Here is a 20,841-nt window from a genome sequence, read left to right on the forward strand (position 1 = left end):
GACATGGATCCGCCCATGGCTTGGGCGACGACTTCGTAGGCTTTGTAGTTCTTGTAGGGGCCGTCGCCGAAGCCTTTGATGGAGGCGAAGACGATGCGGGGGTTGATGTCCTGGATGTGTTGCCAGGTGAAGCCCATGCGGTCGAGGGCGCCGGGGGCGAAGTTCTCGACCATGACGTCGGAGCGGGTGATGAGCTCGGTGAGGAGTTCCTTGCCGCGTTCGGTTTTGGTGTTGAGGGTGATGCTGCGTTTGTTGGAGTTGAGCATCGTGAAGTAGAGGGAGTCCGCGTCGGGCAGGTCGCGTAGCTGGCGGCGGGTGATGTCGCCGGTGGGTGCCTCAAGTTTCACGACGTCCGCGCCGAGCCAGCCCAGGAGCTGGGTCGCGGACGGGCCGGACTGGACATGCGTCATATCGAGAACACGCACGCCGTTCAGTGCTGTGGTGCCGGTGCTGGCTGTATCCGTGCTGGTCATGGCGGTCACCTCACTAATTGCATACAGTCGACGAATACTGTATGAAGCTTGTTATCTCGCATACGGAGGGCGGTGTCCAGGGGTCGTGCAGCAGTTTTCGGTCCTGGGTCGAAAGAAACCGGCCAGCTCGGTCCGAGCCGCGACGTATCCACCGCCGTGGTGCCGCGCCGGACACCGGCCCGGTACGCCCGCCCCGTGCGGCCCGACCGCACCGGCCGACCACTGACTTACGGAGCCGCGATGGACCTGTACGAACACCAGGCCAGGGACCTCTTCGAGGCGTACGGCATCCCGGTCCCGCGAGCCGGGCTCGCCCGCACCCCGCGGCAGGCCCGCGAGACCGCCGAACTGCTCGGCGGCCCCACCGTCGTCACAGCCCAGATCCGCGCCGGCGGCCGGACCGGGGCCGGCGGTATCCGGCACACCGCCGACCCGGCCGCCGTGGAAGCAGCCGCCCGCCACCTCCTCGGTATGAACCTCGACGGCCACCGGGTGCGCAGCGTCCTCGTCGCGGAGGCGGTCCAACCGCCGTGCTCGGGGCGGGAGTTCACCGTCGGCTATACCCTGGACCGCTCAGCCGGCCGCTTCCTCGCGGTACTGCGGACCGGACCGGGTGCCGACCTCCGCATCCCCGTCGATCCGCTCGAAGGCGTCACGCCCGCCGGGGCCGCCCAACTCCTCGCGGAGACCGCCGAGTTGATGCCGCGGGCCGCCGACATCCTCAACCGGCTCTGGCGGCTCCTGACGAACGAGGACGCGCTCCAGGTGGAGGCGGGACCACTGGTCGTGACGGGCGCCCCGGAGGCCGCCGGGCCGCTCACCGCGCTCGGCTGCCGGATCACCCTGGACACCAACGCCCGCTTCCGCCAAGCCCGTTGGGGAGAGGACAGCACCGTGCCCGACGACCCGCTCGAAGCCCGCGCCGCCGCGAGAGGCCTCACCTGTGTACGCCTCGGCGGCGAGGTCGGCGTCATCGGCAACGGCGCCGGGCTGGGAATGGCCACCCTCGACCTGGTGGCGGACCACGGCGCCCGCCCCGCCACCTTCCTCGACATCGGCGGCGGCGACCCGGCCCGCGCCATGGCCGACGCGCTCACCATCGTCCTCGCCGACCCCGCCGTACGCTCCGTCCTGGTCCATGTCTTCGGCGGCATCACCCCGTGCGACGCGGTCGCCGAAGGCATCGTGCGCGCCCTCGACACCGTCCACCTCACCCACCCCCTGGTGGTCCGGCTCGACGGCAACCGGGCAGCCCGCGGCCGCGACCTCCTGACCCTGCACCACCACCCCCTCGTCCACCAGGCCGCCACCATGGACGACGCCGCCCGCCTCGCCGCCCAACTGGCCCGCGGCGGCCCGCCCGCCACCCCGCACCCGGTGGCCCCGGCCGACCGCGACTGACCCGTACCGCGACCCCGATACGCAGGTGAAACGCACCGCGAAAGCTTGGTACTGTTGTCCTTGTCGCCGCAGGGAATCCGCAGGGAGTTCCGTGGGCGGCACACACCTTGTCCGGGTGGCGGAATGGCAGACGCGCTAGCTTGAGGTGCTAGTGCCCTTTATCGGGCGTGGGGGTTCAAGTCCCCCCTCGGACACACACCGTAGCGATACGAGTACGAAGCCCCGGCCGGTCGGTCGGGGCTTCTGTCGTCCCGCCCGCGTGTGTGCGTCCCGACCCCGATCCCGCCCGTGTGGCCGCTGCTGGGAGACTGCCGCCATGAGTACGGAGCAGCGGGCGATCCTTGTCGTCGGTATCGGGGCCGGCGATCCCGATCACCTCACCCTTCAGGCCGTGAAGGCGATCCGGCGGGCCGATGTGTTCTTCATCGTCGGCAAGGGGCCGGACAAGGCCTCGCTCACCGATCTGCGGCACCGGATGATCGAGGAGCACGCGCAGGGCCCGTACCGGGTGGTGGCGGTGGAGGATCCCAGCCGGGACCGGCGGCCCATGGACCGGTCCGGCTACACCGCGGCCGTCCAGGACTGGCGTGAGCGGCGCGGTGAACGCTTCGAGGCGGCCATGCGCGAGGAGCTGGCCGCGGGGGAGACCGGCGCCTTCCTGGTGTGGGGAGACCCGTCCCTCTACGACAGCACCCTCGGCATCCTCGCCGACATCGAGCGGCGCGGCGCGCTCTCCGTCGCCGTCGAGGTGGTCCCCGGCATCAGCAGCGTCTCCTCGCTCGCCGCCCGCCACCGCATCCCCCTCAACCAGGTGGGGCGCCCCGTGCACATCACCCCCGCCCGGCGGCTGCCCGAGGTCGGGCACGGCGACGACGGGGACACCGTGGTGATGCTCGACGCGCAGGAGTCGTTCACCCGGGTCGAGGGCGAAGGGGTGTGGATCTACTGGGGCGCCTACCTCGGCACCCCCGACGAACTGCTCATCGCGGGGCCGCTCGCGGAGGTCTCCGAGCGGATCCGCCGGGTGCGGGCCGAGGCCCGGGAGCGCCATGGGTGGATCATGGACACCTATCTGCTGCGGACGGCGGGGGCCTCCTCCCCGGTGTCCGGAGCGCTCTCTGAGGCGTCCGGCACCCCGGAGACGCGATGACCGGGGACTTGGTGACCGGCAGCGAAGCCCCCGTACTCGTCCGGCGGGAAGGCAGGGCCGGGTTCCTGGTGCTGAACCGGCCGCGTGTGCTCAACGCGCTCACCCCGGAGATGGTCGCCCTCGTCGACCGGGCGCTGGCCGCGTGGGAGCACGACGACGGTGTGCGGGTCGTGGTCCTCAGCGGTGCCGGGGAGCGGGGACTGTGCGCCGGTGGGGACATCCGCGCCATCCATGACGACGCCCTCGCCGGAGGCACCGCCTCGGCGGACTTCTGGCGTGCCGAGTACCGCCTCAACTCCCGTATCGCGCACTACTCCAAGCCGTATGTCGCCCTCATGGACGGCATGGTGATGGGCGGCGGGGTGGGGGTGTCCGCGCACGGTGGGGTACGGGTCGTCACCGAGCGTTCGCGGGTGGCGATGCCCGAGACCGGGATCGGTTTCGTACCGGACGTCGGCGGTACCTGGTTGCTGTCCCGGGCCCCCGGCCACCTCGGTACCCATCTGGCGCTGACCGGGGCGCAGGCCGGTGCCGGGGACGCCCTGCTGTGCGGGCTCGCCGACCACCATGTGCCCTCGGCCGCCCTGCCCGAACTGGTAGCGGACCTCGCCGCCCGGCCGCTCCGCGAAGCCCTCGCCAGTCATGAACTGCCGCCGCCCGCAGGGGACTTGGCCGACCGGCGGCACTGGATCGACGCCTGCTACGACGCTCCCACGGTGGAGGAGATCGTGCGGAGGCTGGAGGCGTACGGTGATCCGGCGGCCAAGGAGGCGGCCGAGACCCTGCTGGGCCGGTCACCCACCATGCTGAAGGTCACCCTCGCCGCACTGCGCCGGGCACGCCAACTCCCCACCCTGGAAAGCGTCTTGGACCAGGAGTACCGCGTCTCCTGCCGCGCCCTGACCGCCCCCGACCTGGTCGAGGGCATCCGCGCCCAGGTGATCGACAAGGACCGCACCCCGCACTGGACCCCGCGCACCCTCCCCGAGGTCACCGAAGCGGACGTGGAACGGTACTTCGCCCCACTCGGGGAGCGTGAACTGCGGCTGGGGGGACGGGAGTTGGGGGAGGGGTAGCGGGCCGGCCCGAGGCGAGCCCACCCGGTGCTCGTTCGGGTATCCCGATTCCTCCCGCGTTTCTCCTGACGATTCCTTCTGCATTTTCTCTCGAATCGAGGCTTTTGCTCTTCGGGGATACGGTGTTCTGGGGGGTGGTCGATACCCGACGACTGGGTTACCGGACGACTGGAGGACTGAGGCTCATGACGAACCCCGAGAAGGACCCCGAGCAGCAGGAAGGCCCCGCGGACGGTGGCGCGTCCGGTACGCCGGGTGTGCATGACGGCGGAGCCGATGGTGGAGCCGATGGTGGCGCGGACGCCGGTGCGGACCGTGGTGCCGATGGTGGCGCTGACGGCGGTGCGGATCACGGCGCTGATGGTGGCGCCGATGGTGGTGCGGACGGTGGTGCGGATGCCGGGGCCGATGGGGGCGCCGACGGTGGTGCCGGGCGTCGCGGTTGACGGGGCCGGCCCCCGGGAATTCCGGGAGTGGGGTGCTGGAGGAGCGGCTGACCGGGCTGAGCCGGGAGGTGTTCGCGCGTGATGTGTGGGCGCGGGCCGCGTGGCTGACGCGCCGGGCCGGCGACTTCGCCGACCTCTTCTCCACCGAAGCCGTGGACGAGCTGATCGCGCGCCGCGGGTTGCGTACCCCGTTCCTGCGGGTCGCCAAGGACGGTGTGACGCTGCCCGATTCGGCGTTCACCGCGCCCGGCGGGGCCGGTGCCGGCGTACCGGACCAGCTCGATGACACCGCTCTGTGGCGGGAGTTCGCCAACGGGGCCACCCTCGTGCTTCAGGGCTTGCAGCGGACTTGGGAGCCGGTGGCGGAGTTCTGCGCCGCGCTGAGTGGGGAGTTGGGACACCCGGTGCAGGCCAACGCCTATGTGACTCCGCCGCAGAACCGCGGGTTCGGTGATCACTACGATGTGCACGATGTCTTCGTGCTGCAGATCGCGGGCAGCAAGCGGTGGCTGGTGCGTGAGCCGGTGCGGGCCGATCCGCTGCGGGACGAGCCGTGGACGGACCATCGCGCCGCCGTCGAGGAGGCGGCGCGGCACGAGCCCCGTATCGACACGGTGTTGGAGGCCGGCGATGTGCTCTACCTGCCGCGGGGCTGGCTGCACGCGGCGCGGGCGCGGGGCGAGACCTCGGTCCATCTGACGCTCGGGGTGCACAACTGGACGCGGTACGCGCTGGCCGAACAGCTCACGCGGTCCGCGCTCGCGCTGCTCCGCGAGGACCCCGGGATGCGCGGCACGCTGCCGCTGGGCCTGGACGGGCCGGACGAGGAGACCGCGTATGTCCGTGAACGACTGCTCGCCGCCGTCGACCGGGCCGACCCGGCTCCCCACTTCCACCGGGCGCGGCGCGGGCAGGGGCGTCCCGCGCCGTTGGGACCGCTGGCCCAGCTCGCGGCCTTCACCGGGCTCGGACCCGAGTCGGCGGTGCGGCTCCGGGGTGCGCTGGAGGCGAGGTTGGAGGGGGCCCGGTTGAGTACGCGGGTCGGCCGATTCGACTTCACCGAGGGGGAGTTGGGCTCGTTGGCCCGGCTGCTCGGCGGGGAGGTGTGCACGGCGGGCGACCTCGGTGTGGAACTCGCCGGGAGGCTGCTGCGGGCGGGCGTGCTGGTGCCCGCCGGGCGGTGAGCGCGCCGCCGTGGCCCCGGGTGAACGCTTCTTCTGCGCCACCGCCGCCCGGTCGCGGGGCGACTCGATGGTGGGTACGGCACCGCACGGCACGGTATGGGTCCTGATCGAGTACCGGGGCGGCTGGCCGGTGAACGGTTTCGACGGCCTCGACCTCGAACCGTCCACCAAGGCACTGGTCCGCTCCACCGCGGAGGCCGCCCGCGCCCGCATCCTCCTCATCCGACGCCACGGCCGCCGCACCCCCGCCTCCTCCCGCAACCGCTGGGCCGTACTCCGCTACGCCAACTCCGGTGCGCATCAGCAGAGTTGGGGTACATGGGGGCGTGGCGAGGACTTGGCGCAGATCGCCGCGGCGCTGCGGCTCTCGCCGTCACCGGGGGATGGTGGCTTGGGGGTAGCGGCCTGTCCGCCCCTGCTGTTGGTGTGTGCCCACGGTCGGCATGATCCCTGCTGTGCCGTGCGGGGGAGGCCGGTGGGGCGGGCGCTGAGCGAGCGGTGGCCGGAGTTGGTGTGGGAGTGCAGCCATGTGGGCGGCGACCGCTTCGCCCCGAATGTGGTGGTGCTGCCGGACGGTGTCTACTACGGGGGTCTGGACGCGGAGGACGCCACCACCGTCGTGGCGGAGCATCTGGCGGGGCGGATCGACGGGCGGTATCTGCGCGGTTACACGGACCTCTTCCCGCCACAACAGGCGGCCGTCGCCGCGGTGCTCGCCCGGTTCGGTCCGGCCGGGCGACGGGACTACGCGGTCGTCGGAACCGTCCGGGAGGAGGACCGCTGGCTGGTCCGTATCACCGGCCGGCCGCCCGGCCCGGCAGCACTGGAGGTGGAGGTACGGGCACACCGCACCCCGCCGCACCGGATGACCTGCCGTGGCCCCGCAGACGGCAGGGCGGTCGCCTACCGGGTGACCTCCGTCAGCCTCCGCTGAGCGGGGACACGTTGCCGGTACGACCGGCGGTTCGCCTGAACGTCCGCCGGTCCGCGCCGACTTGGGCGACCGTCACCCGTCTACCGGGACTCGGCCGCCGCCCGCGCCAACCCGGCGAACCCGGTCCACGCGGTGCGCGAGACGGTCAGGACGGGGCCAGTGGAGCGGGCCGGGCTGAAGCGAGCGCAGGAAGCGCGCCTGCCGCTGTATCAGCGGACCGCCGGCCGCCACGCGCGGGAGCTGGGGCGTTCGGTGACGTGCGTCGGCTCGGGTACGACCGACACGTCAAGTGATGTCGCCGAGGCGGGCCGCACGGGCCCGGAGGTAGCGCTGTTCGGGGAGGCTCAGGGTCTTGGCGGCGGCTGACTCGTAGGCGGCTCGGGCGGCCTCGGGGTCGCCGGCGCGTTCCAGGAGGTGGGCGCGGACCGAGTCCAGGCGGTGGCCTGTTATCAACTCCGGTGCGAGCGCGTCCAGTTCGGCCAGACCAGCCTTCGGTCCGTGGACCATGGCGATGGCGACGGCACGGTTGAGGCGTTCGACCGGGCTGGGGACAAGGTGGACGAGGACGTCGTAGAGGCCGAGGATCTCGGGCCAGTCGGTGCTGTCCGGCGAGTCCGCCTCGTCGTGGACGGCGGCGATCGCGGCCCTCAACTGGTAGGGGCCGGGGCGGCGTTGGGACAGAGCCCAGGTCACCAGGGTCACGCCCTCCTCGATCGCCGCCTTGTCCCACAGCCCGCGGTCCTGCTCGTCGAGGGGGATCAGTTCGCCGTCCGCCCCGGTCCGCGCGGTGCGGCGGGCGTCGGTGAGGAGCATCAGGGCGAGCAGGCCGGTGACCTCGCAGTCGCCTGGCAGCAGGCGATGCACCGTACGGGCCAGCCGGATGGCCTCGCCCGCGAGTTCGGCCCGCTGGAGGGAGGCTCCGGAGGTGGCCGTGTAGCCCTCGTTGAAGATCAGGTAGAGCGTGTGGAGGACGGCGGGCAGCCGCTCCTCCCAGCGGTCAGGGCGGCCGAAACGCGTGCCCTTCACCCGCTGCTTGGCCCGGCTGATCCGCTGGGCCATCGTCGCCTCCGGCACCAGATGCGCGCGGGCGATCTCGGCCGTCGTCAGACCGCCGACGGCCCGCAGCGTCAGCGCGATCTGTGCGGGCGGGGACAGATCCGGGTGGCAGCAGAGGAAGAGCAGGGTCAGCGTGTCGTCCTCGGAGGGCGCACGATCGGGCCCGGGCGGCGGCGCGGTGAAGGCGTCGCGCGGTGTGAGCGCCGCTGCCTTCTCCTCACGCAGCCGCCGCGCCTCATCACTGCGCAGCGCGTCCGTGAGCCGCCGCGAGGCGACCCTGATCAGCCAGCCTCGCGGATTGTCCGGAGCCCCCGACTCGGGCCACTGCCGGGCCGCCGCCAGCAGCGCCTCCTGTACGGCGTCCTCGGCGGCGTCGAAGTGCCCGTACCGGCGTACGAGCGCGCCGAGGACCTGCGGCGCGTGCAGGCGCAGCAGGTCCTCGACCTCGCTCGTACGTCTCAAACGTCTCCCCTGCTCACACTTCGCCGAGCGGCCGGATGACGACGGGGTACGTGTTCGCGCCCTCGGGGACGGGGCACTGGGTGACCCGCGCGGCGATCTCCGTGACCCGTTCCAGGCTCTCGCACTCCAGGAGCCAGTAGCCGGCGATCACTTCCTTGGTCTCGCCGTACGGCCCGTCGGTGATCACGGGCTTGCCGTCCGCGCCGGCGCTGACCAGGCGGGCCCTGGCAGGCTCGGCCAGCCCCTGGGCATCGATGAACTCGCCTGTCTCGGCGAGGTCGTTGTTGATCGCCCCCATGTGCTGGAACATCGCCTGCATGTCCTTGTCGCTCCAGGCCGGGAGACCGGCGTCGGGCTTGCCCGCCTGGGCCTCGTAGTCCGCCTGCGTGCCCTGCACCATCACCAGGTACTTCATGAGTCCGCTCCTTCGGCTCGGGCCGCTCGTGGTGGGCGGCTCTCACAGGGGACGTCGGAGCCGGCCCCCGCTTCTCTACACCCTCGCGGAAGTTTTTCAGGCTGGCGGGAAGAGCGTCAGGAGTCCCGCTGCTCGACCCTGTCGAACGCCGGTCCGCTCCCCGTCGTGAGGACGGGCTCCGACTCGGCCTCTTCCGCCTCGTGCACCTGGCACTCGGGGTTCTTGCACGGGCCGGGACGCCACAGGGGCACGATGATGCCCAGGGTCTTGTGCCGCCGCATGACCTGCTCGATGGGGTGGCCGCAAATGGGGCAGAGGTACTCATTACTGGCCATGTCCCCAGGGTATTGCGATACGGCCCGGGCCGACAGGTGAGCGACGTGCCCGCGTGGGCGTCGCGCGGACGGAGGCTGCGGGGTACCCGGGTGCCGGGGCACGTCGGCCGGGCTCACTCCCGCACCACCAACACCGCCAGCCCCTCCGCCTCGAACCGTTCGACATCCCTGAACTCGACCGTCAGCGCGGCGAGTTCGGCGTCATCCAGTGCCACGTCACGCAGCGCCTCCGGCGTTCGAGCGGCCGTGGGGGTGATCACCACCAGGGCTCCACCCTCGCCCAGCAACCCGGCGAGACGACGCAGTACGCGCACCCGGTCACCGAAGAAGGCCACGGCCAACCGTACGGTGATCAGGCCATAGCCGTGCGCCCCGTCCTCCCCGTCCTCCCCGTCCTCCCGGAGGTGGGTGAGTTCGGTGTGCTCGACATTGAGGCACCACCAGCGCACCGCCTCCACCCCGGTGTGCTCGGTGCGGGCCCGCAGCAGTGCACCCTCGGCGAAGTCCACCGCGTCGACCTGGTAGCCGAGGGAGGCCAGGAATACCGCCAACTCGCCTGTGCCGCAACACACTTCAAGCGCACGACCTCCGCGCCCGGCCCCCGGCGGCCACGCACGCAGCAGCCTCTTCTCCGCCTCCCCGAGCGGCCGGAACCCCCGTCCTTCGCCATAGTGCCGCGACCACTCATCCGCCCTGACGTAAGCCACCGCCCCATCCTCCCCGTTCGGCCGCCGAACCCACCCCGCCAGCCCGAACGAGAACTGACCGCCACCCGCACCGCGTCACAGCCTGAGAACACGGCGGCGGCGCAGAGAGCGGTACACATGGCGGAACGAACGGTGGAGGCAAGCGGCGGAGGTGGTCGGCGGGAGGCGACCGCGGAGGTGCGGGGAGCCCAACGCGGGGTGTTTCGGGCCGCGTTCACTGTCCTGCGCCGCCACGGGCTCGCGCTGACCGCTCGTGCGGCGCGTGCCTCTGGAGCGGCCGCAGTGGGTGGTCTGCTCGTCACCGGTACGGCCTTCCTGCTCGCCTGGCCCGCGTTCACCGAGATGCGCCGGGGTGCGATCGCCGCGCGCGAGGCGGAGGACTCGTATGCGCCCGATGGGAGTCTGGTGACCGATCTGCACCTGCTCGCCCTGGCCGGTCTGCCGTTTCTGATCCTGCTGTTGCACCTGGGGTGTACGGCGCTTCAGACCGCGGCCGCCGACGCGGTGACCGGTGGACGGGCGGGCCTCCGGTCGGGTGGTCGTTTTCGTCGGGTGCTCGGTGTGTATGGGCTGCGCGGGGTGTGCGTAGGGGCGCCGGTGGTGCTCGGGGTGTTTGTCGAGGCCTACTTCACGACGACCACCTTTCGGGAGTACACCGCGATCGTCCCGAAGTGGCAGTACCCGAATCTTTTCCCTGTACTGGCTTACGGGGCACCGCTGTTGGGACTGTTCGGCAGTCTGCTGCTGCGCTTCGGTTGGACCCTCGCACCGGCGACCGCCGCGCTGGAGGACCTGCCACCGCTCACCGCGCTACGCCGCTCCTGGTCGCTCACCTGGGGCAGCCTCGGCGCCTGGCTTCGCACCGCGGGCACTGCCCTGCCCCTCGCCTCCCTCACCCTCGGCACCTACCTCCTCGTCCAGCTCGCCGTCAGGCCCCTGCGCTCCGCCACCACCTCCCTCTTCCTGACCGTCGGCCCGGACAACACCTACGCCGCCTATGTGGCCGCCCTCCTCGTCCCTATCGCCGTCACTCTGCTGCTGACGGCCACCCTGACCCTCCCCACCGCTCACGCCACCCTCGCCTGTCTCCAGCAACGACCGGCGCGGGAACGGGAGTTGAGGTCACTTGGTGCCACGGAGGTGGTCGCGGAGGAGGGTGCGTAGTGCGGGGAGTGAGGTCTGGGCGCCGAGGGCGGTGAGGAAGTCGGTCACGTCCCAGGTGAAGAGGGCGCCGTGGCGGGAGAGGTAGAGGCCGGTGCGGCGGATCGCGTACTGGTCGTCGTAGTCGAGGAGCAGGTAGCCGGCGAGTTGGAGTATCTCGGTGCGGCCGATTCTGGAGGTGCGGGTGACGGCCTTGCAGTCGATCAGGGTCCCGTCCAGGATGAAATCGGCGTCCGCGCCGCCCAGGTCACCGCTCCCGGCGAAGACCGGGCCGCACACCCTGCGGTCCGCCGGCAGCCCCCGGTACGCGGCGAACGGGCCCTGGGCCAACTGGAGTTGCTCCTCGATGTCCTCCACCACATACCGCGGCACCGAGGCCGTGAGGTCCTCCAGTACGGTGTCCGCGCCGGCCTGGGCCAGCAGATTGCGGCGGCGGGCGAAGACACCGCTGCGGTAGCACGCCTCGAAGTAGCCGGCGACATGGCACAGCCGGGTCAACTCCTCCTCGCTCAGGGTGTGCACGCCCATGAGATGGGCCTCGAACCGGGACAGCAGGTGGCCCCCGGCCAGGTACAGGGCCGACCGTACGTCGGGTGGGGGCGCACCCTGCAACGGGGCGGTGCTGCCCACCAGCAGGATTCCGGCCTCGATCGGGGCACCGAGGCCGCTGCCCAGGGTGAGACGCAGCCGGTGGTCGATGGTGTGGCCGAGGGCGGGCCAGTCGGGGCGCCGCTCGTCCATCGGCTGCACGGCCGGCGGCAGGCCCTGCATCTCCCGGGAGAGGTCCTCGGCCGCCCGGTCCGGGGTCGGCAGATGCCGGTTGAGGAAGATCGACATCGGGGACCGGGGGTACGCCAACTGCCCGGTCAGCGGAAGGGAGGCCACCGGAATCCCGTTCGGGGTGACGGTGCCCCCGCGCGATCCGGTACCGATGCGGCTCCTGGCCCACCGCAGTGCGGAGGTGTCCAGTTCGTGCCGGGCCCGGGTGACCGCCACATAGATCAGCCGCGCCTCCGAGGGGTGCAGACCGCGGTCCTGCGGTGCGTCCGGGGCGGGCTCGAAGCCGCCGCCCACCCGCACCCGGCCCCACTCCCGCCCCTTCGCCTTGTGCACGGTGGACACCACGACCTCCGCCTTCGCCTCCGCGGCGAGCTGGTTCACCACCGAGATGATCTGCTGCGGACCGTAGGCGTCGACCAGTTCCACGATCGCCTTCAACTCCGCGGCCGCGGAGTCCTGTTGGGCGTACTCCTGTACCTCGCCCCAGGAGGAGAACAGGAACAGCTCCTGGTGCGAGGTGCGGCGGCCCGCCTGGAGGTCGATGGCGGCCTGGGCGATCCGCAGCAGTGGCCCGCCGCCGCCGACCAGGGCCACCGGCACACCCCGGCTCAGCTGGTCCAGCACCTCCGCCAGGGCGTCGGCGTTGCCCCGGCACAGCACGGCGTCGGGCGACGGCACGGCCTGGATACGGGAGGGGATCGGGCGGTGGCCGGAGAGCTGCATGGACGAGGACGCGGCGCGCAGCCACCGGTTGGCCTCCACTGCGATGGCCGTGCCGAATCTGAAGGACTGCGTCAACTCCAGCCGCCGGCCCGGGAATCCGCTCATGATGTCCTTGGCGAACCGCCACTCGTAGATCTGCTGGGCCGGGTCTCCGACGCACACCCGCTGGGCGCTCTGGGCGAGGAACACCTCCTCCAGTACCGGGTTGGTGTCCTGCGCCTCGTCCAGCAGTACGAAGTCCGCCGGCAGTGAGGGGCGGCTCAGCGCCCACATCTTCAGATAGTGGTCGTGTTTGAACGGCAGCCTCCCGGTGGGGGAGCACACGTCGTCCCAGGCCCACCGGGCCCGGGGCAGCAGCGTCTCCGCCAGGAACTGGCCGCCCCTGTCGTCGAGGCCGTTGACCCGGCCCAGGTGGCGGGCGGCGACCTGCTCATCGGTGCTGAAGCAGAACCGCTGCACCATCTCCATGACCAGCCGGGCCTGTGTCGTCGCCTTCAACCGCCTTTTGCCGATGGCCAGATCGCCGGTCAGGCCGAGCAGCGCCGCCGTCCGCTTGAGCGGCATGTGCCCCGACGCCGCGAGACGGTCCCGGAACGCGGCGCCCACCGTCTGGTACGCCAGGGAGTGCGAGGTCCGGCAGCGGACGTTGGAGCCGAAGCGGTGCTGGGCCTCGGTGGCGATCGACTTGTTGAAGGCGATGTACATGCCTTGCTTCCCGGTCGCCGATCCCATCATCGCCAGGGTCGAGGTCTTCCCGGTGCCCGCTCCGGCGACCAGTGCGAGATCGTTCCCGCCCACGAACTCGTCCCTGGCCCGCTCCTGCTCCGCGGTCGGCCTCAACTCCACGCGGCCACGCCCCCCTTGCCCCACATCGTGCCCGGTCCCGGGCCGGCGGCGGGTGCCCGCGCCGACTGTCCGGAAGCATGACAGGGCAGCCGGGATGGCGGGTGCCGGGCCTTCGACCTGGGGCTGAGGCGGGCCAACTTGGCTGAGTGGCACCGCCGTTGCGTCGAGTTCAGGCCACGGTGGTGGGGTGGTGTGTGCCCGGTTCAGTCGGGGGGACGGTCGGCGTAGACGCCGTGCAACATGCCGGTGGCCTGGCCGACTTCGATGAGGTAGCCGTCGGGGTCGCGCAGATAGCAGCGCAACTCCGCCTTGCGGTCCAGGGGTTCGGTGAGGAACCGGGCGCCCTTGGCGGTGGCCTGGGCGTGGAACGCGGCGATATCGGCCACCCGCACATTGAGGAAGGAGGACACCGTGCTGTCCTCGCGCGGCGCCTCAAGGGTGACACCGGGCTTGTCGGGGGTGGGCCCGCCGCCGGGGTTCATGATGATCCAGCTGTTGGCCACCTTCACGATCGCCGGATTCTCTTCGAGTACGACCTCACCGCCGAACACCTCGGCGTAGAAACGCCGCGAGACCGCGACATCGCGCACGGTCAGGAAATGGGTGAGCACAAGGCCCTGCTGCGGCGCGGGAAAATCACCGGGTGACGTCATCGCCGACCCCTTTCCGGCTTGGCCTGCCTGGTCGGATGGATTCGGATGGATATAGAGGCCTTCTGACGGGTGCGGGGGGAGAGGGGGTACGCGGCGCCGGTCCGCTCCCGGGTATCCCGATTCGTCCGCGCCAGACATCGCGGCGCGCGTGGTGCCGGACACGGTGTGAGGTCACCGCTACACGGTCCGAAGTCAGGGGCGGTACGGGCCTCGGTAGGGGGCGGCGGACCGGTCCCGTAAGCCTTGGCTTACGTCGCTTGTGCTCGCCGAGGGCGGGTCACCACGCTGTGTGGTGCCGCCGCGGCCCATCCGGCGGGGACCCCGCAGGGCCTTCCCCCGCCGGTCGCTTCCGCGCGGCCAACCCCCCACCGCACACCATCCGGAGGTCACGTTGAGCATCCGACAGCCCAGCCGACAGCCCAGCCGCAGAGGCGTCATCAAGGCCGCCGCCGGACTGACCGCGGCGACGGCACTCGGTACCGGAGGCGCCCTGGCCTCGTCCTCCGCCGCGCACGCCGCCGGTGACGGCAACGGGTTGCGCATCGTGGAGCGCAACGAGAAGGACCCCCGAATGTGGTACTACCGCTTCGCCACCGAGGCGATCGGCTGGAACCCTGGGGTCAATGTCCTGCTGCCGGACGACTACCACACCAGCGGGCGCACCTACCCGGTGCTGTACCTCTTCCACGGCGGCGGTACCGAGGAGGACTTCACCCGCTTCGACAAGCTGGGCATCCGCGACTGGACCGCGGGCAAGCCGATCATCGTGGTGATGCCCGACGGCGGACCGGCGGGCTGGTACTCCAACCCGGTCAACTCCAATACGGGGCCGCGTAATTGGGAGACCTTCCATATCTCGCAGTTGCTCCCCTGGGTGGACGCCAACTTCCGTACCTTCGCCGAGTTCGGCGGGCGTGCCGTGTCCGGTTTCTCCATGGGCGGCTTCGGTGCGCTGAAGTACGCGGCCAAGTACCACGGCCACTTCGCCTCCGTCAGCGCCCACTCCGGACCGGCGAGCCTGCGGCGGGATGCCGGGCTGGTAACCCACTGGGCCAATGTGTCCTCCGCGGCCGTGGAACTCGGGGGCGGCACGGTCTACGGTGCCCCGCTGTGGAACGAGAAGCGGGTCAGCGCGGACAACCCGGTGGAGCGGATCGAGAGTTACCGCGGCAAGCGGGTGTTCCTGGTGGCCGGTACCAGCCCGGACCCGGTCAACTGGTTCGACACCGTGAACGAGACCCAAGTCCTGGCCGGGCAGCGGGAGTTCCGTTCCCTGCTGGGGAAGGCGGACATCGGGCACGAGTGGCATGAAGTGGGCGGCGGCCACAAGGTTCGCCCCGAGCTGGTCCGTAAGGACCTGGAGGGCATGATCGCCCACCTCCGCAAGGCCTGACCCCGACCCGCACCCACGTCCCCGCTCCTGTCCCCGTTCGGCGTCTCCCTCCGGTTACATCGGATACCGGAGGGGGACGTCCCTTGTTTGCCCGTGTTTCGCTCAACTTCCCTGCATTTACAGTGCAGTTGGGGCTTCGTTACCTATGGGTAGGGGAGGGGGCGCGGATGGCCACCGGATCTCCGGCGGGGCTCTGGACAGACCGTCGGCGGGGGCCTAGGTTCGCGGTCTGTTGAGGTTTTACGCAGAAGTTGTGTGGCTGAGGTGTGCGGTTCCGCCCGTGCCGGATCCGGCCGCCGGGGAGTGCGTTGGACCAAGGGGGAGCATGGCCGGCAAGGGCACTTCACCGACTGATGAGACAACAGCCGGTGCAGCGGGCGCAGTTGACACGGTGGCCCCTCCGGAGCGCACCCGGTTCCTGGTCCTCGGACTGCTCGCCGTCACCGACGGGCGGCAGACCATCGTGCTCCAGCCCTCCCGGCCCGCCGCCCTGCTGGCGGCACTCCTGCTGCACCCGGGAACGGTCGTCGCCACCGACTTCCTGCAAGGGGTGGTGTGGGGCGAACACCCCCCGGCCGGCGGCCGATCCGCACTGCACACCTGTGTACTGCGGCTGCGGAGGCTGTTCGAGAAGCACCGCATCACCGACCACACCATCGAGGCCGTCCCCGGCGGATACCGCCTGCACACCGACGCGGACAGCCTCGATCTGCTGCACTTCCGCGATCTGCTGACCCGGGCCTCGGCCGCCACCGACCCGGAGCAGTCCCTGGAGTTGGCGCGGGCCGCGCTGGAGCTCTGGCAGGGCCCGCTGCTCGGCAACGTCCAGTCGGAGCAGCTCCACCGCGACCAGGTCCCGCGCCTGGCGGAGGAACGGCTGCTTGCGGTCGAGTTGGTCTTCGACGGTGAACTCCGCCTGGGCCGCCACCGCGAGATGATCTCCGAGGCGCGGCGGGCAGTCCAGAGCCACCCCGCGCACGAGCGGCTCTCCGCCCTGCTCATCGAGGCGCTGTACCGGTCCGGCCGGCGGGGGGACGCGCTCGCCGAGTACGGCAGGATCCAGGCCCACCTCGGCCGGGAGCTCGGGGTGGAACCGGGGCCGGTGCTCCAGGGGCTCCAACTGGCCGTGCTGCGGGGCGAGTCGCTCACCGGACGGGTCACCGGACGCCGCCACGTGGCCCCACCGGAACCGGACCGGAGCACGGCCGCCCTCGCCGCGGGGGCGGCCGCCACCGCCACCGGGGACCGGGTGCTGCGCGGGCTGGTCGATGTCGGACTGCTGGCGGAGGGGCCGCCCGGCCGCTACCAAGTCCACGCCCTGCTAAGGCTGTTGGCGCTGGAGCTCGGCACCCGGCCACCGCCCGCGCCGGACCGCCCACCGGGCACCGCGCCGTCAGACGACTGACCACCTCTCCGCCGCTCTCCGCCCGCACCGGAGGTTCACCCCCCATGGCTCCCACGTCAGTGTCCTACGAAGAGATCGCCCAGTCCCGGCCCCGTATCCGCAGGGACGTGCTGTTCACCCGGACTCCCACCGGGGTGCTGTTCCACAACGCCTACGGCGGTTTCAACGTCGTCACCGCCTCCGCCTACCGGTTCGCCTCCGCGCTCGTACCGCACCTCGACGGGCGGCAGCGGGTGGCGGAGCTGTGTGCGGGGCTGGGGGAGAAGCAGCGTGGGATGGTGGTCCAACTCGTCGCCGCGCTCTACGCGCGTGGCTTCGCGCGGGACGCCACCGAGAGCGCCCCGGTGGAGGTGCCGCCCGCGGTCGCGGAGCGTTTCGCCCACCAACTCGACTATCTGGACCACTACTCGGACGGTGCGGCCGAGCGGTTCCTGCGCTTCCGGTCCACCGCGGTCTGCGTGCTCGGGGACGACGCGGTGGCGCGCTGGGCCGCCGTCGGACTGCTGCGGAACGGGTGCGCGGCGGTCGCGGTCACCGAGACGGGGTCTGGTGCGGGGGTGCTCCGCCCGGAGCTGCACGGTGTGTCGGGGACCGCGGACGTCGAGGCGGAGGCGCAGGCCCTCGGCAAGGCGGACTGCGCGCCCCGCCTGGACCGCCTCCCCGCGCCCGCCGCCGGCACCTACGGCTGGGCCGACCTCGACGGCTGGGACACCGTCCTGGTCACCGGCGGCCCCGGCGGATACCGGCAGATCCTGCGGCTGCTCTGCGAAGGTGTGCCCGACGGGCGCCGCCTGCTTGCCAGTTGGACCTTCGGGAACCGTGCCGTGGTGGGCCCGGTGATGACCGCCGGGACGCCCGGCTGCTGGTCCTGCGCCACGCTGCGCCTCGGCGCCGCCGGAGAGGCCGCGGACAGCGCCGAGTTGTGGGCGGCGGCGGGCCCGGCGGCACCCCTCGGTACCGCGCCGCCCACCGTCGCCGGGCCCCTCGCGGGGATGCTGGGAAACCTGCTGGCGTTCGAGGTGTTCCGCCTCACCACCGGGGCACCGCCCGCCGAGACCGGCCACCAGATCATCGTGCAGGACCTGGACTCGCTGGACGTCCTCACCGAACCCCTGCTGCCGCACCCGCGCTGCCCGTTCTGCGCCCCCGCGCAGGACACGGCGGAGGTGGCGTACACCCCGGGGACGCTGCACACCGCCGACGCCGCGGACGAGGCGCCCGCCCCGCCCGCCGACGGCGCCGCCGACCAGGACGCCGCGCGGGCCGCCCTGGCCGAACTGGAGCTCCGCGATGTGCTGGTGCACCCCGCCGCGGGTGTCTTCACCGGGTACGCCGACGACGACTGGGACCAGACCCCGCTCAAGGTCAGCACCGTCCGCCTGGGCACCGGGCCCGGCCGGGTGCGGGAGATCTCGGCCGCCGATGTGCACCATGTCGCCGGGGCGCGCATGGCCGCCCTGCTCCGCGCCGCGGAGGTCTACGCCGACCATGTGGTGCCGCCCCGGGTGGTGGACGCGGCGGACGAGAGGCGCCGGATCGCCCCGGCCGCGCTGGCGCTCTCCACCGGTCTCGACGTGCCCGCCGAGCAGGTCGCCCACTGGAGCGCCGCGACCTCCCTGCTCGACGGGCGGCGGGTACTGGTCCCCACCGCCGCCGTGCGCACCCTCGGCCCGTACAACGAGCAGGACCTCTTCGAGCGGACCCCGGCGGGCACCGGCGCCGGGGCCACCCCCCGTGCCGCGCTCACCCGCGCCCTGCGCACCGCACTCACCCGCGACGCCCTGTCCCGCGCCGTCCACCGGACCGCGCCGGTCACCACCGTCGACCCGCAATCCCTCACCGGGCAGCCCGAGTTGCTGTTCCTCCAGCGCGCCGCGGAGATCCTGGGCGCGGACACCACCGTCCTCGATCTGACGGCGGCCGGGGGCCACACCCTGCCGATCGTCCTCGCCCGCCACACCGATCCGGAGTCGGGGACGGTGCGCTGGGCGGCGGGCAGCGGTCTGCGGCTGGGCGATGCGGTACGGGAGGCGCTGCAAGTGCTGCTGGGAGCCGAGCAGTTGAGGCGGGCCACGGGGGAGCCCGACACCGGTGATCCGCTCTGGGGCGACCTGGACGTCACCACCCTCGTCGCCGAGGGCACCGCACGCCTCGCGGACACCGCCACCACCTGGGGCGCCGTGCTGGACGCCGTCGCCACCGCCGGGCGGGACGTGCTGGTGGTGCCGGTGCACGCCCCCGACCTGGCCGCCGGGGAGCTGTACACCGTGCGCACCCTGCTCACCCGCGGCGAGCACCGTGCGCGGTGACACCGCCGCCGCGCCCCCCACCGGCACCGTCGGCGACCCCTGGGACGCCCTGTGCGCCGCACTTGCCGAACGCACCGGCGCACCCGGCGCGACGGTACATATGCTCGGCGTACGCGACGAGTTGACCGCCGAGGCACGGCGGTACCCGCCGGGTGCGGTGCCGGTGGGGCTGTACGGGCATCACGCCGTGGTCGGTCCGGTCACCGCCGACGGCACGCCGGGCTGCCCGCAGTGCCTGGCCCGCCGCTGGCAGGCGGTGCGCGCCGGGTTCCTGCGGGACGCCCTGGAGACCGGCACCGGGACCAGGGCGACCGGAGTGCCGCCCTGGCGTGCGGACTTCGCGGCGGACGCACTGGCCGGGCTGGTGGCGGCGGCACGGGAGCCGTCCCCCGGCAGCGGCCCCCGGGTGTGGCTGCTCGACCTGGAGACCCTGCACATCGCCCGCTTCCCGCTGGTGCCCGACGGAGAGTGCCCGGCCTGCGGCACCCGCCCCGACGACAGCGCCGACACCGCCCGCGTCACCCTGGAGCCGGCTCCCAAGTACCGCCAGGACAGCTACCGTTCACGGCCGCCGGGCGCCTACGGCATCCGCGTCGAGGCGTTCGCCAACCCCGTCTGCGGGATGCTCGGCCCCTCCGTGGCACCCGACCGCACCTCGGTGTCCACCTCCTCCGCGGTGGGCGCGTTCACCGCACGCTCCGGCGGCTATCTGCGGGACTGCTACTGGGGCGGGCACACCGGCGCCTACGGCACCAGTACGGCCGTCGGGGTGCTGGAAGGGCTGGAGCGGTTCGCCGGGATGCGGGCGCGGGCCAAGCGGACCGCGGTCCTCGCCTCGCTCGACGAACTCGGCGCGCTCGGCCACACCGTGGTGGACCCGCGCACCACCGGCCTCTACTCCGACGCCCTGCACACCGCCGAGCCGGACATCCCGCGCTTCGCCCCGGACCGGCCGGTGACCTGGGTGTGGGGCTGGTCGCTGCGCGACCAACTCCCCGTGCTGGTACCGGAGGTGGTCGCGTACTACCACGCGCCCGGCGGCCGGCGGGTCCGCTTCGTGCAGGAGAGCTCCAGCGGCTGCGCGTCCGGCGGTTCGGTCACCGAGGCCGTCTACCACGGGCTGATGGAGGCCGTCGAGCGGGACGCCTTCCTGCTGGCGTGGTTCGGCCGGGTACGGCTCCCCGAGATCGACCCGGCGAGCAGTACGGTGCCCGCCACCCGCGCCATGGTCGCCAAGCTCGCCCTGTACGGCTACCGGGCCCGGTTCTTCGACACCCGTGTCACCTTCCCGGTGCCGGTGGTGACCGCGGTCGCCGAACGCCTCGACGGCGGGCCGGGGTTGCTGTGCTTCGGCGCGGGCGCGTCCCTCTCCCCGGAGGACGCGCTGGCCGCCGGGCTCTGCGAGATCGCCACCGACTCCGTCAACCTCCGCCGCAGAACCGCCCGCGAGGAACCCCGGCTCCGGCGGATGGCCGCCGACTTCGACCGGGTCGAGGTCCTGCACGACCACCCGCTGCTCTACGGACTGCCCGAGATGGGCCGGTACACCGACTTCCTGCTCCGCGGCCGGGACGAGGCGGAACGGGTGCCGCTGGCCTCCCTCGCCCAGGGTTCCGGCGCGCTGCCGCCGTCGCCGGATCTGCGGGAGGACGTGGAGCGGTGCGTCGCCGCCGTCACCGGGCGGGGATTCGACGTGGTGGTGGTCGACCAGACACCGCCCGAGCAGCACACCCTCGGCCTGCGCACGGTGAAGGTCCTGGTCCCCGGGCTGATCCCGATCGACTTCGGCACCCGGCGCCAACGCGGCCCGCTGATGCCCCGGCTCCGCACCGCGCTCCGCGAGGCCGGACTGCGCGCCACCGACCTCACCCCGGACCTGATCAACCCGGCACCGCACCCGTTCCCCTGACCCCGGGCCGCCCAACCGGCCCG

General features: G+C 72.3%; 18 protein-coding genes and 1 tRNA gene. 12 read left to right on the forward strand and 7 right to left on the reverse strand.

What is annotated here, in order from left to right; all coding sequences use genetic code 11:
• On the reverse strand, window positions 1-473 hold a 473-nt coding region (locus ACFVST_RS23155), incomplete at its 3' end, for a CoA transferase (RefSeq protein WP_390155184.1).
• A gap of 240 nt (window positions 474-713) precedes the next feature.
• On the opposite strand from ACFVST_RS23155, the gene ACFVST_RS23160 reads away from it, so the two are divergent.
• The 7 genes from ACFVST_RS23160 to ACFVST_RS23190 all read left to right on the forward strand — a co-directional run bounded on the left by ACFVST_RS23160 (window position 714) and on the right by ACFVST_RS23190 (window position 6,664).
• The gene (locus tag ACFVST_RS23160) at window positions 714-1,874 is read left to right on the forward strand and encodes an ATP-grasp domain-containing protein (RefSeq protein ID WP_390155187.1); all 1,161 of its coding nucleotides are present in this window, start codon (window positions 714-716) and stop codon (window positions 1,872-1,874) included.
• Between the two features lie 109 nt (window positions 1,875-1,983).
• Window positions 1,984-2,068, forward strand: a tRNA-Leu gene (locus ACFVST_RS23165).
• A gap of 122 nt (window positions 2,069-2,190) precedes the next feature.
• Complete coding sequence (gene cobF, locus ACFVST_RS23170; RefSeq protein ID WP_390155189.1) at window positions 2,191-3,024, forward strand: precorrin-6A synthase (deacetylating); 834 nt, start codon at window positions 2,191-2,193, stop codon at window positions 3,022-3,024.
• Window positions 3,021-4,100, forward strand: a complete 1,080-nt coding sequence (locus ACFVST_RS23175; protein WP_390155192.1) for an enoyl-CoA hydratase/isomerase family protein — start codon at window positions 3,021-3,023, stop codon at window positions 4,098-4,100. The genes cobF and ACFVST_RS23175 overlap by 4 nt, the downstream gene beginning before the upstream one ends.
• A gap of 261 nt (window positions 4,101-4,361) precedes the next feature.
• Window positions 4,362-4,628, forward strand: coding sequence for a hypothetical protein (locus ACFVST_RS23180; RefSeq protein ID WP_390155195.1), 267 nt, complete (start codon window positions 4,362-4,364; stop codon window positions 4,626-4,628).
• Complete coding sequence (locus ACFVST_RS23185) at window positions 4,543-5,730, forward strand: cupin domain-containing protein (protein ID WP_390155198.1); 1,188 nt, start codon at window positions 4,543-4,545, stop codon at window positions 5,728-5,730. Before ACFVST_RS23180 ends, ACFVST_RS23185 begins: the two co-directional genes overlap by 86 nt.
• 10 nt (window positions 5,731-5,740) lie before the next feature.
• Complete coding sequence (locus tag ACFVST_RS23190) at window positions 5,741-6,664, forward strand: sucrase ferredoxin (RefSeq protein WP_390155201.1); 924 nt, start codon at window positions 5,741-5,743, stop codon at window positions 6,662-6,664.
• A gap of 285 nt (window positions 6,665-6,949) precedes the next feature.
• On the opposite strand, the gene ACFVST_RS23195 is transcribed toward ACFVST_RS23190, so the two are convergent.
• The 4 genes from ACFVST_RS23195 to ACFVST_RS23210 all read right to left on the reverse strand — a co-directional run bounded on the left by ACFVST_RS23195 (window position 6,950) and on the right by ACFVST_RS23210 (window position 9,639).
• A complete protein-coding gene (locus ACFVST_RS23195; protein WP_390155204.1) occupies window positions 6,950-8,182 on the reverse strand; it encodes an RNA polymerase sigma factor in 1,233 nt (410 codons plus the stop codon).
• Window positions 8,183-8,195: 13 nt separating this feature from the next.
• Window positions 8,196-8,597 (reverse strand): YciI family protein, encoded by a 402-nt coding sequence (locus ACFVST_RS23200; protein ID WP_390155207.1) that lies wholly within the window; start codon window positions 8,595-8,597, stop codon window positions 8,196-8,198.
• A 116-nt stretch (window positions 8,598-8,713) separates the two neighbouring features.
• The gene (locus ACFVST_RS23205) at window positions 8,714-8,932 is read right to left on the reverse strand and encodes a hypothetical protein (RefSeq protein WP_390155210.1); all 219 of its coding nucleotides are present in this window, start codon (window positions 8,930-8,932) and stop codon (window positions 8,714-8,716) included.
• Between the two features lie 113 nt (window positions 8,933-9,045).
• Window positions 9,046-9,639 carry a class I SAM-dependent methyltransferase gene (locus ACFVST_RS23210; RefSeq protein ID WP_390155213.1) on the reverse strand — a complete coding sequence of 198 codons (594 nt, stop codon included), beginning with the start codon at window positions 9,637-9,639 and terminating at the stop codon, window positions 9,046-9,048.
• 117 nt (window positions 9,640-9,756) lie between these two features.
• On the opposite strand from ACFVST_RS23210, the gene ACFVST_RS23215 reads away from it, so the two are divergent.
• Window positions 9,757-10,803 (forward strand): hypothetical protein, encoded by a 1,047-nt coding sequence (locus ACFVST_RS23215; RefSeq protein WP_390155216.1) that lies wholly within the window; start codon window positions 9,757-9,759, stop codon window positions 10,801-10,803.
• Here the strand turns inward: ACFVST_RS23215 and ACFVST_RS23220 are convergent.
• Both ACFVST_RS23220 and ACFVST_RS23225 read right to left on the reverse strand, forming a co-directional pair.
• Window positions 10,762-13,149, reverse strand: coding sequence for a UvrD-helicase domain-containing protein (locus tag ACFVST_RS23220; RefSeq protein ID WP_390155219.1), 2,388 nt, complete (start codon window positions 13,147-13,149; stop codon window positions 10,762-10,764). The two genes, ACFVST_RS23215 and ACFVST_RS23220, sit on opposite strands and share 42 nt — an antisense overlap.
• Before the next feature lie 203 nt (window positions 13,150-13,352).
• Window positions 13,353-13,802, reverse strand: a complete 450-nt coding sequence (locus ACFVST_RS23225) for a VOC family protein (RefSeq protein ID WP_390155222.1) — start codon at window positions 13,800-13,802, stop codon at window positions 13,353-13,355.
• Window positions 13,803-14,199: 397 nt separating this feature from the next.
• Between ACFVST_RS23225 and ACFVST_RS23230 the strand changes: the two genes are divergently transcribed.
• From ACFVST_RS23230 to ACFVST_RS23245, 4 genes are all read left to right on the forward strand, one after another.
• Window positions 14,200-15,195, forward strand: a complete 996-nt coding sequence (locus tag ACFVST_RS23230; RefSeq protein WP_390155283.1) for an alpha/beta hydrolase — start codon at window positions 14,200-14,202, stop codon at window positions 15,193-15,195.
• 391 nt (window positions 15,196-15,586) lie between these two features.
• The gene (locus ACFVST_RS23235; RefSeq protein ID WP_390155225.1) at window positions 15,587-16,600 is read left to right on the forward strand and encodes a BTAD domain-containing putative transcriptional regulator; all 1,014 of its coding nucleotides are present in this window, start codon (window positions 15,587-15,589) and stop codon (window positions 16,598-16,600) included.
• 44 nt (window positions 16,601-16,644) lie between these two features.
• Window positions 16,645-18,909, forward strand: coding sequence for a TOMM precursor leader peptide-binding protein (locus ACFVST_RS23240; protein ID WP_390155228.1), 2,265 nt, complete (start codon window positions 16,645-16,647; stop codon window positions 18,907-18,909).
• Window positions 18,899-20,818 (forward strand): TOMM precursor leader peptide-binding protein, encoded by a 1,920-nt coding sequence (locus tag ACFVST_RS23245; protein ID WP_390155230.1) that lies wholly within the window; start codon window positions 18,899-18,901, stop codon window positions 20,816-20,818. Before ACFVST_RS23240 ends, ACFVST_RS23245 begins: the two co-directional genes overlap by 11 nt.
• The last annotated feature ends 23 nt before the right edge of the window (window positions 20,819-20,841 follow it).

Origin of the sequence: Streptomyces sp. NPDC058045 (assembly GCF_042885635.1) — a bacterium.
Classification (GTDB): Bacteria; Actinomycetota; Actinomycetes; order Streptomycetales; family Streptomycetaceae; genus Streptomyces.

Excerpts from the sequence above, each read along its gene's own strand:
- ACFVST_RS23160 (WP_390155187.1), top strand. The coding sequence starts at position 714 with ATGGACCTGTACGAACACCAGGCCAGGGACCTCTTCGAGGCGTACGGC.
- cobF (WP_390155189.1), top strand. The coding sequence starts at position 2,191 with ATGAGTACGGAGCAGCGGGCGATCCTTGTCGTCGGTATCGGGGCCGGC.
- ACFVST_RS23175 (WP_390155192.1), top strand. The coding sequence starts at position 3,021 with ATGACCGGGGACTTGGTGACCGGCAGCGAAGCCCCCGTACTCGTCCGG.
- ACFVST_RS23180 (WP_390155195.1), top strand. The coding sequence starts at position 4,362 with ATGACGGCGGAGCCGATGGTGGAGCCGATGGTGGCGCGGACGCCGGTG.
- ACFVST_RS23200 (WP_390155207.1), bottom strand. The coding sequence starts at position 8,597 with ATGAAGTACCTGGTGATGGTGCAGGGCACGCAGGCGGACTACGAGGCC.
- ACFVST_RS23205 (WP_390155210.1), bottom strand. The coding sequence starts at position 8,932 with ATGGCCAGTAATGAGTACCTCTGCCCCATTTGCGGCCACCCCATCGAG.
- ACFVST_RS23215 (WP_390155216.1), top strand. The coding sequence starts at position 9,757 with ATGGCGGAACGAACGGTGGAGGCAAGCGGCGGAGGTGGTCGGCGGGAG.
- ACFVST_RS23225 (WP_390155222.1), bottom strand. The coding sequence starts at position 13,802 with ATGACGTCACCCGGTGATTTTCCCGCGCCGCAGCAGGGCCTTGTGCTC.
- ACFVST_RS23240 (WP_390155228.1), top strand. The coding sequence starts at position 16,645 with ATGGCTCCCACGTCAGTGTCCTACGAAGAGATCGCCCAGTCCCGGCCC.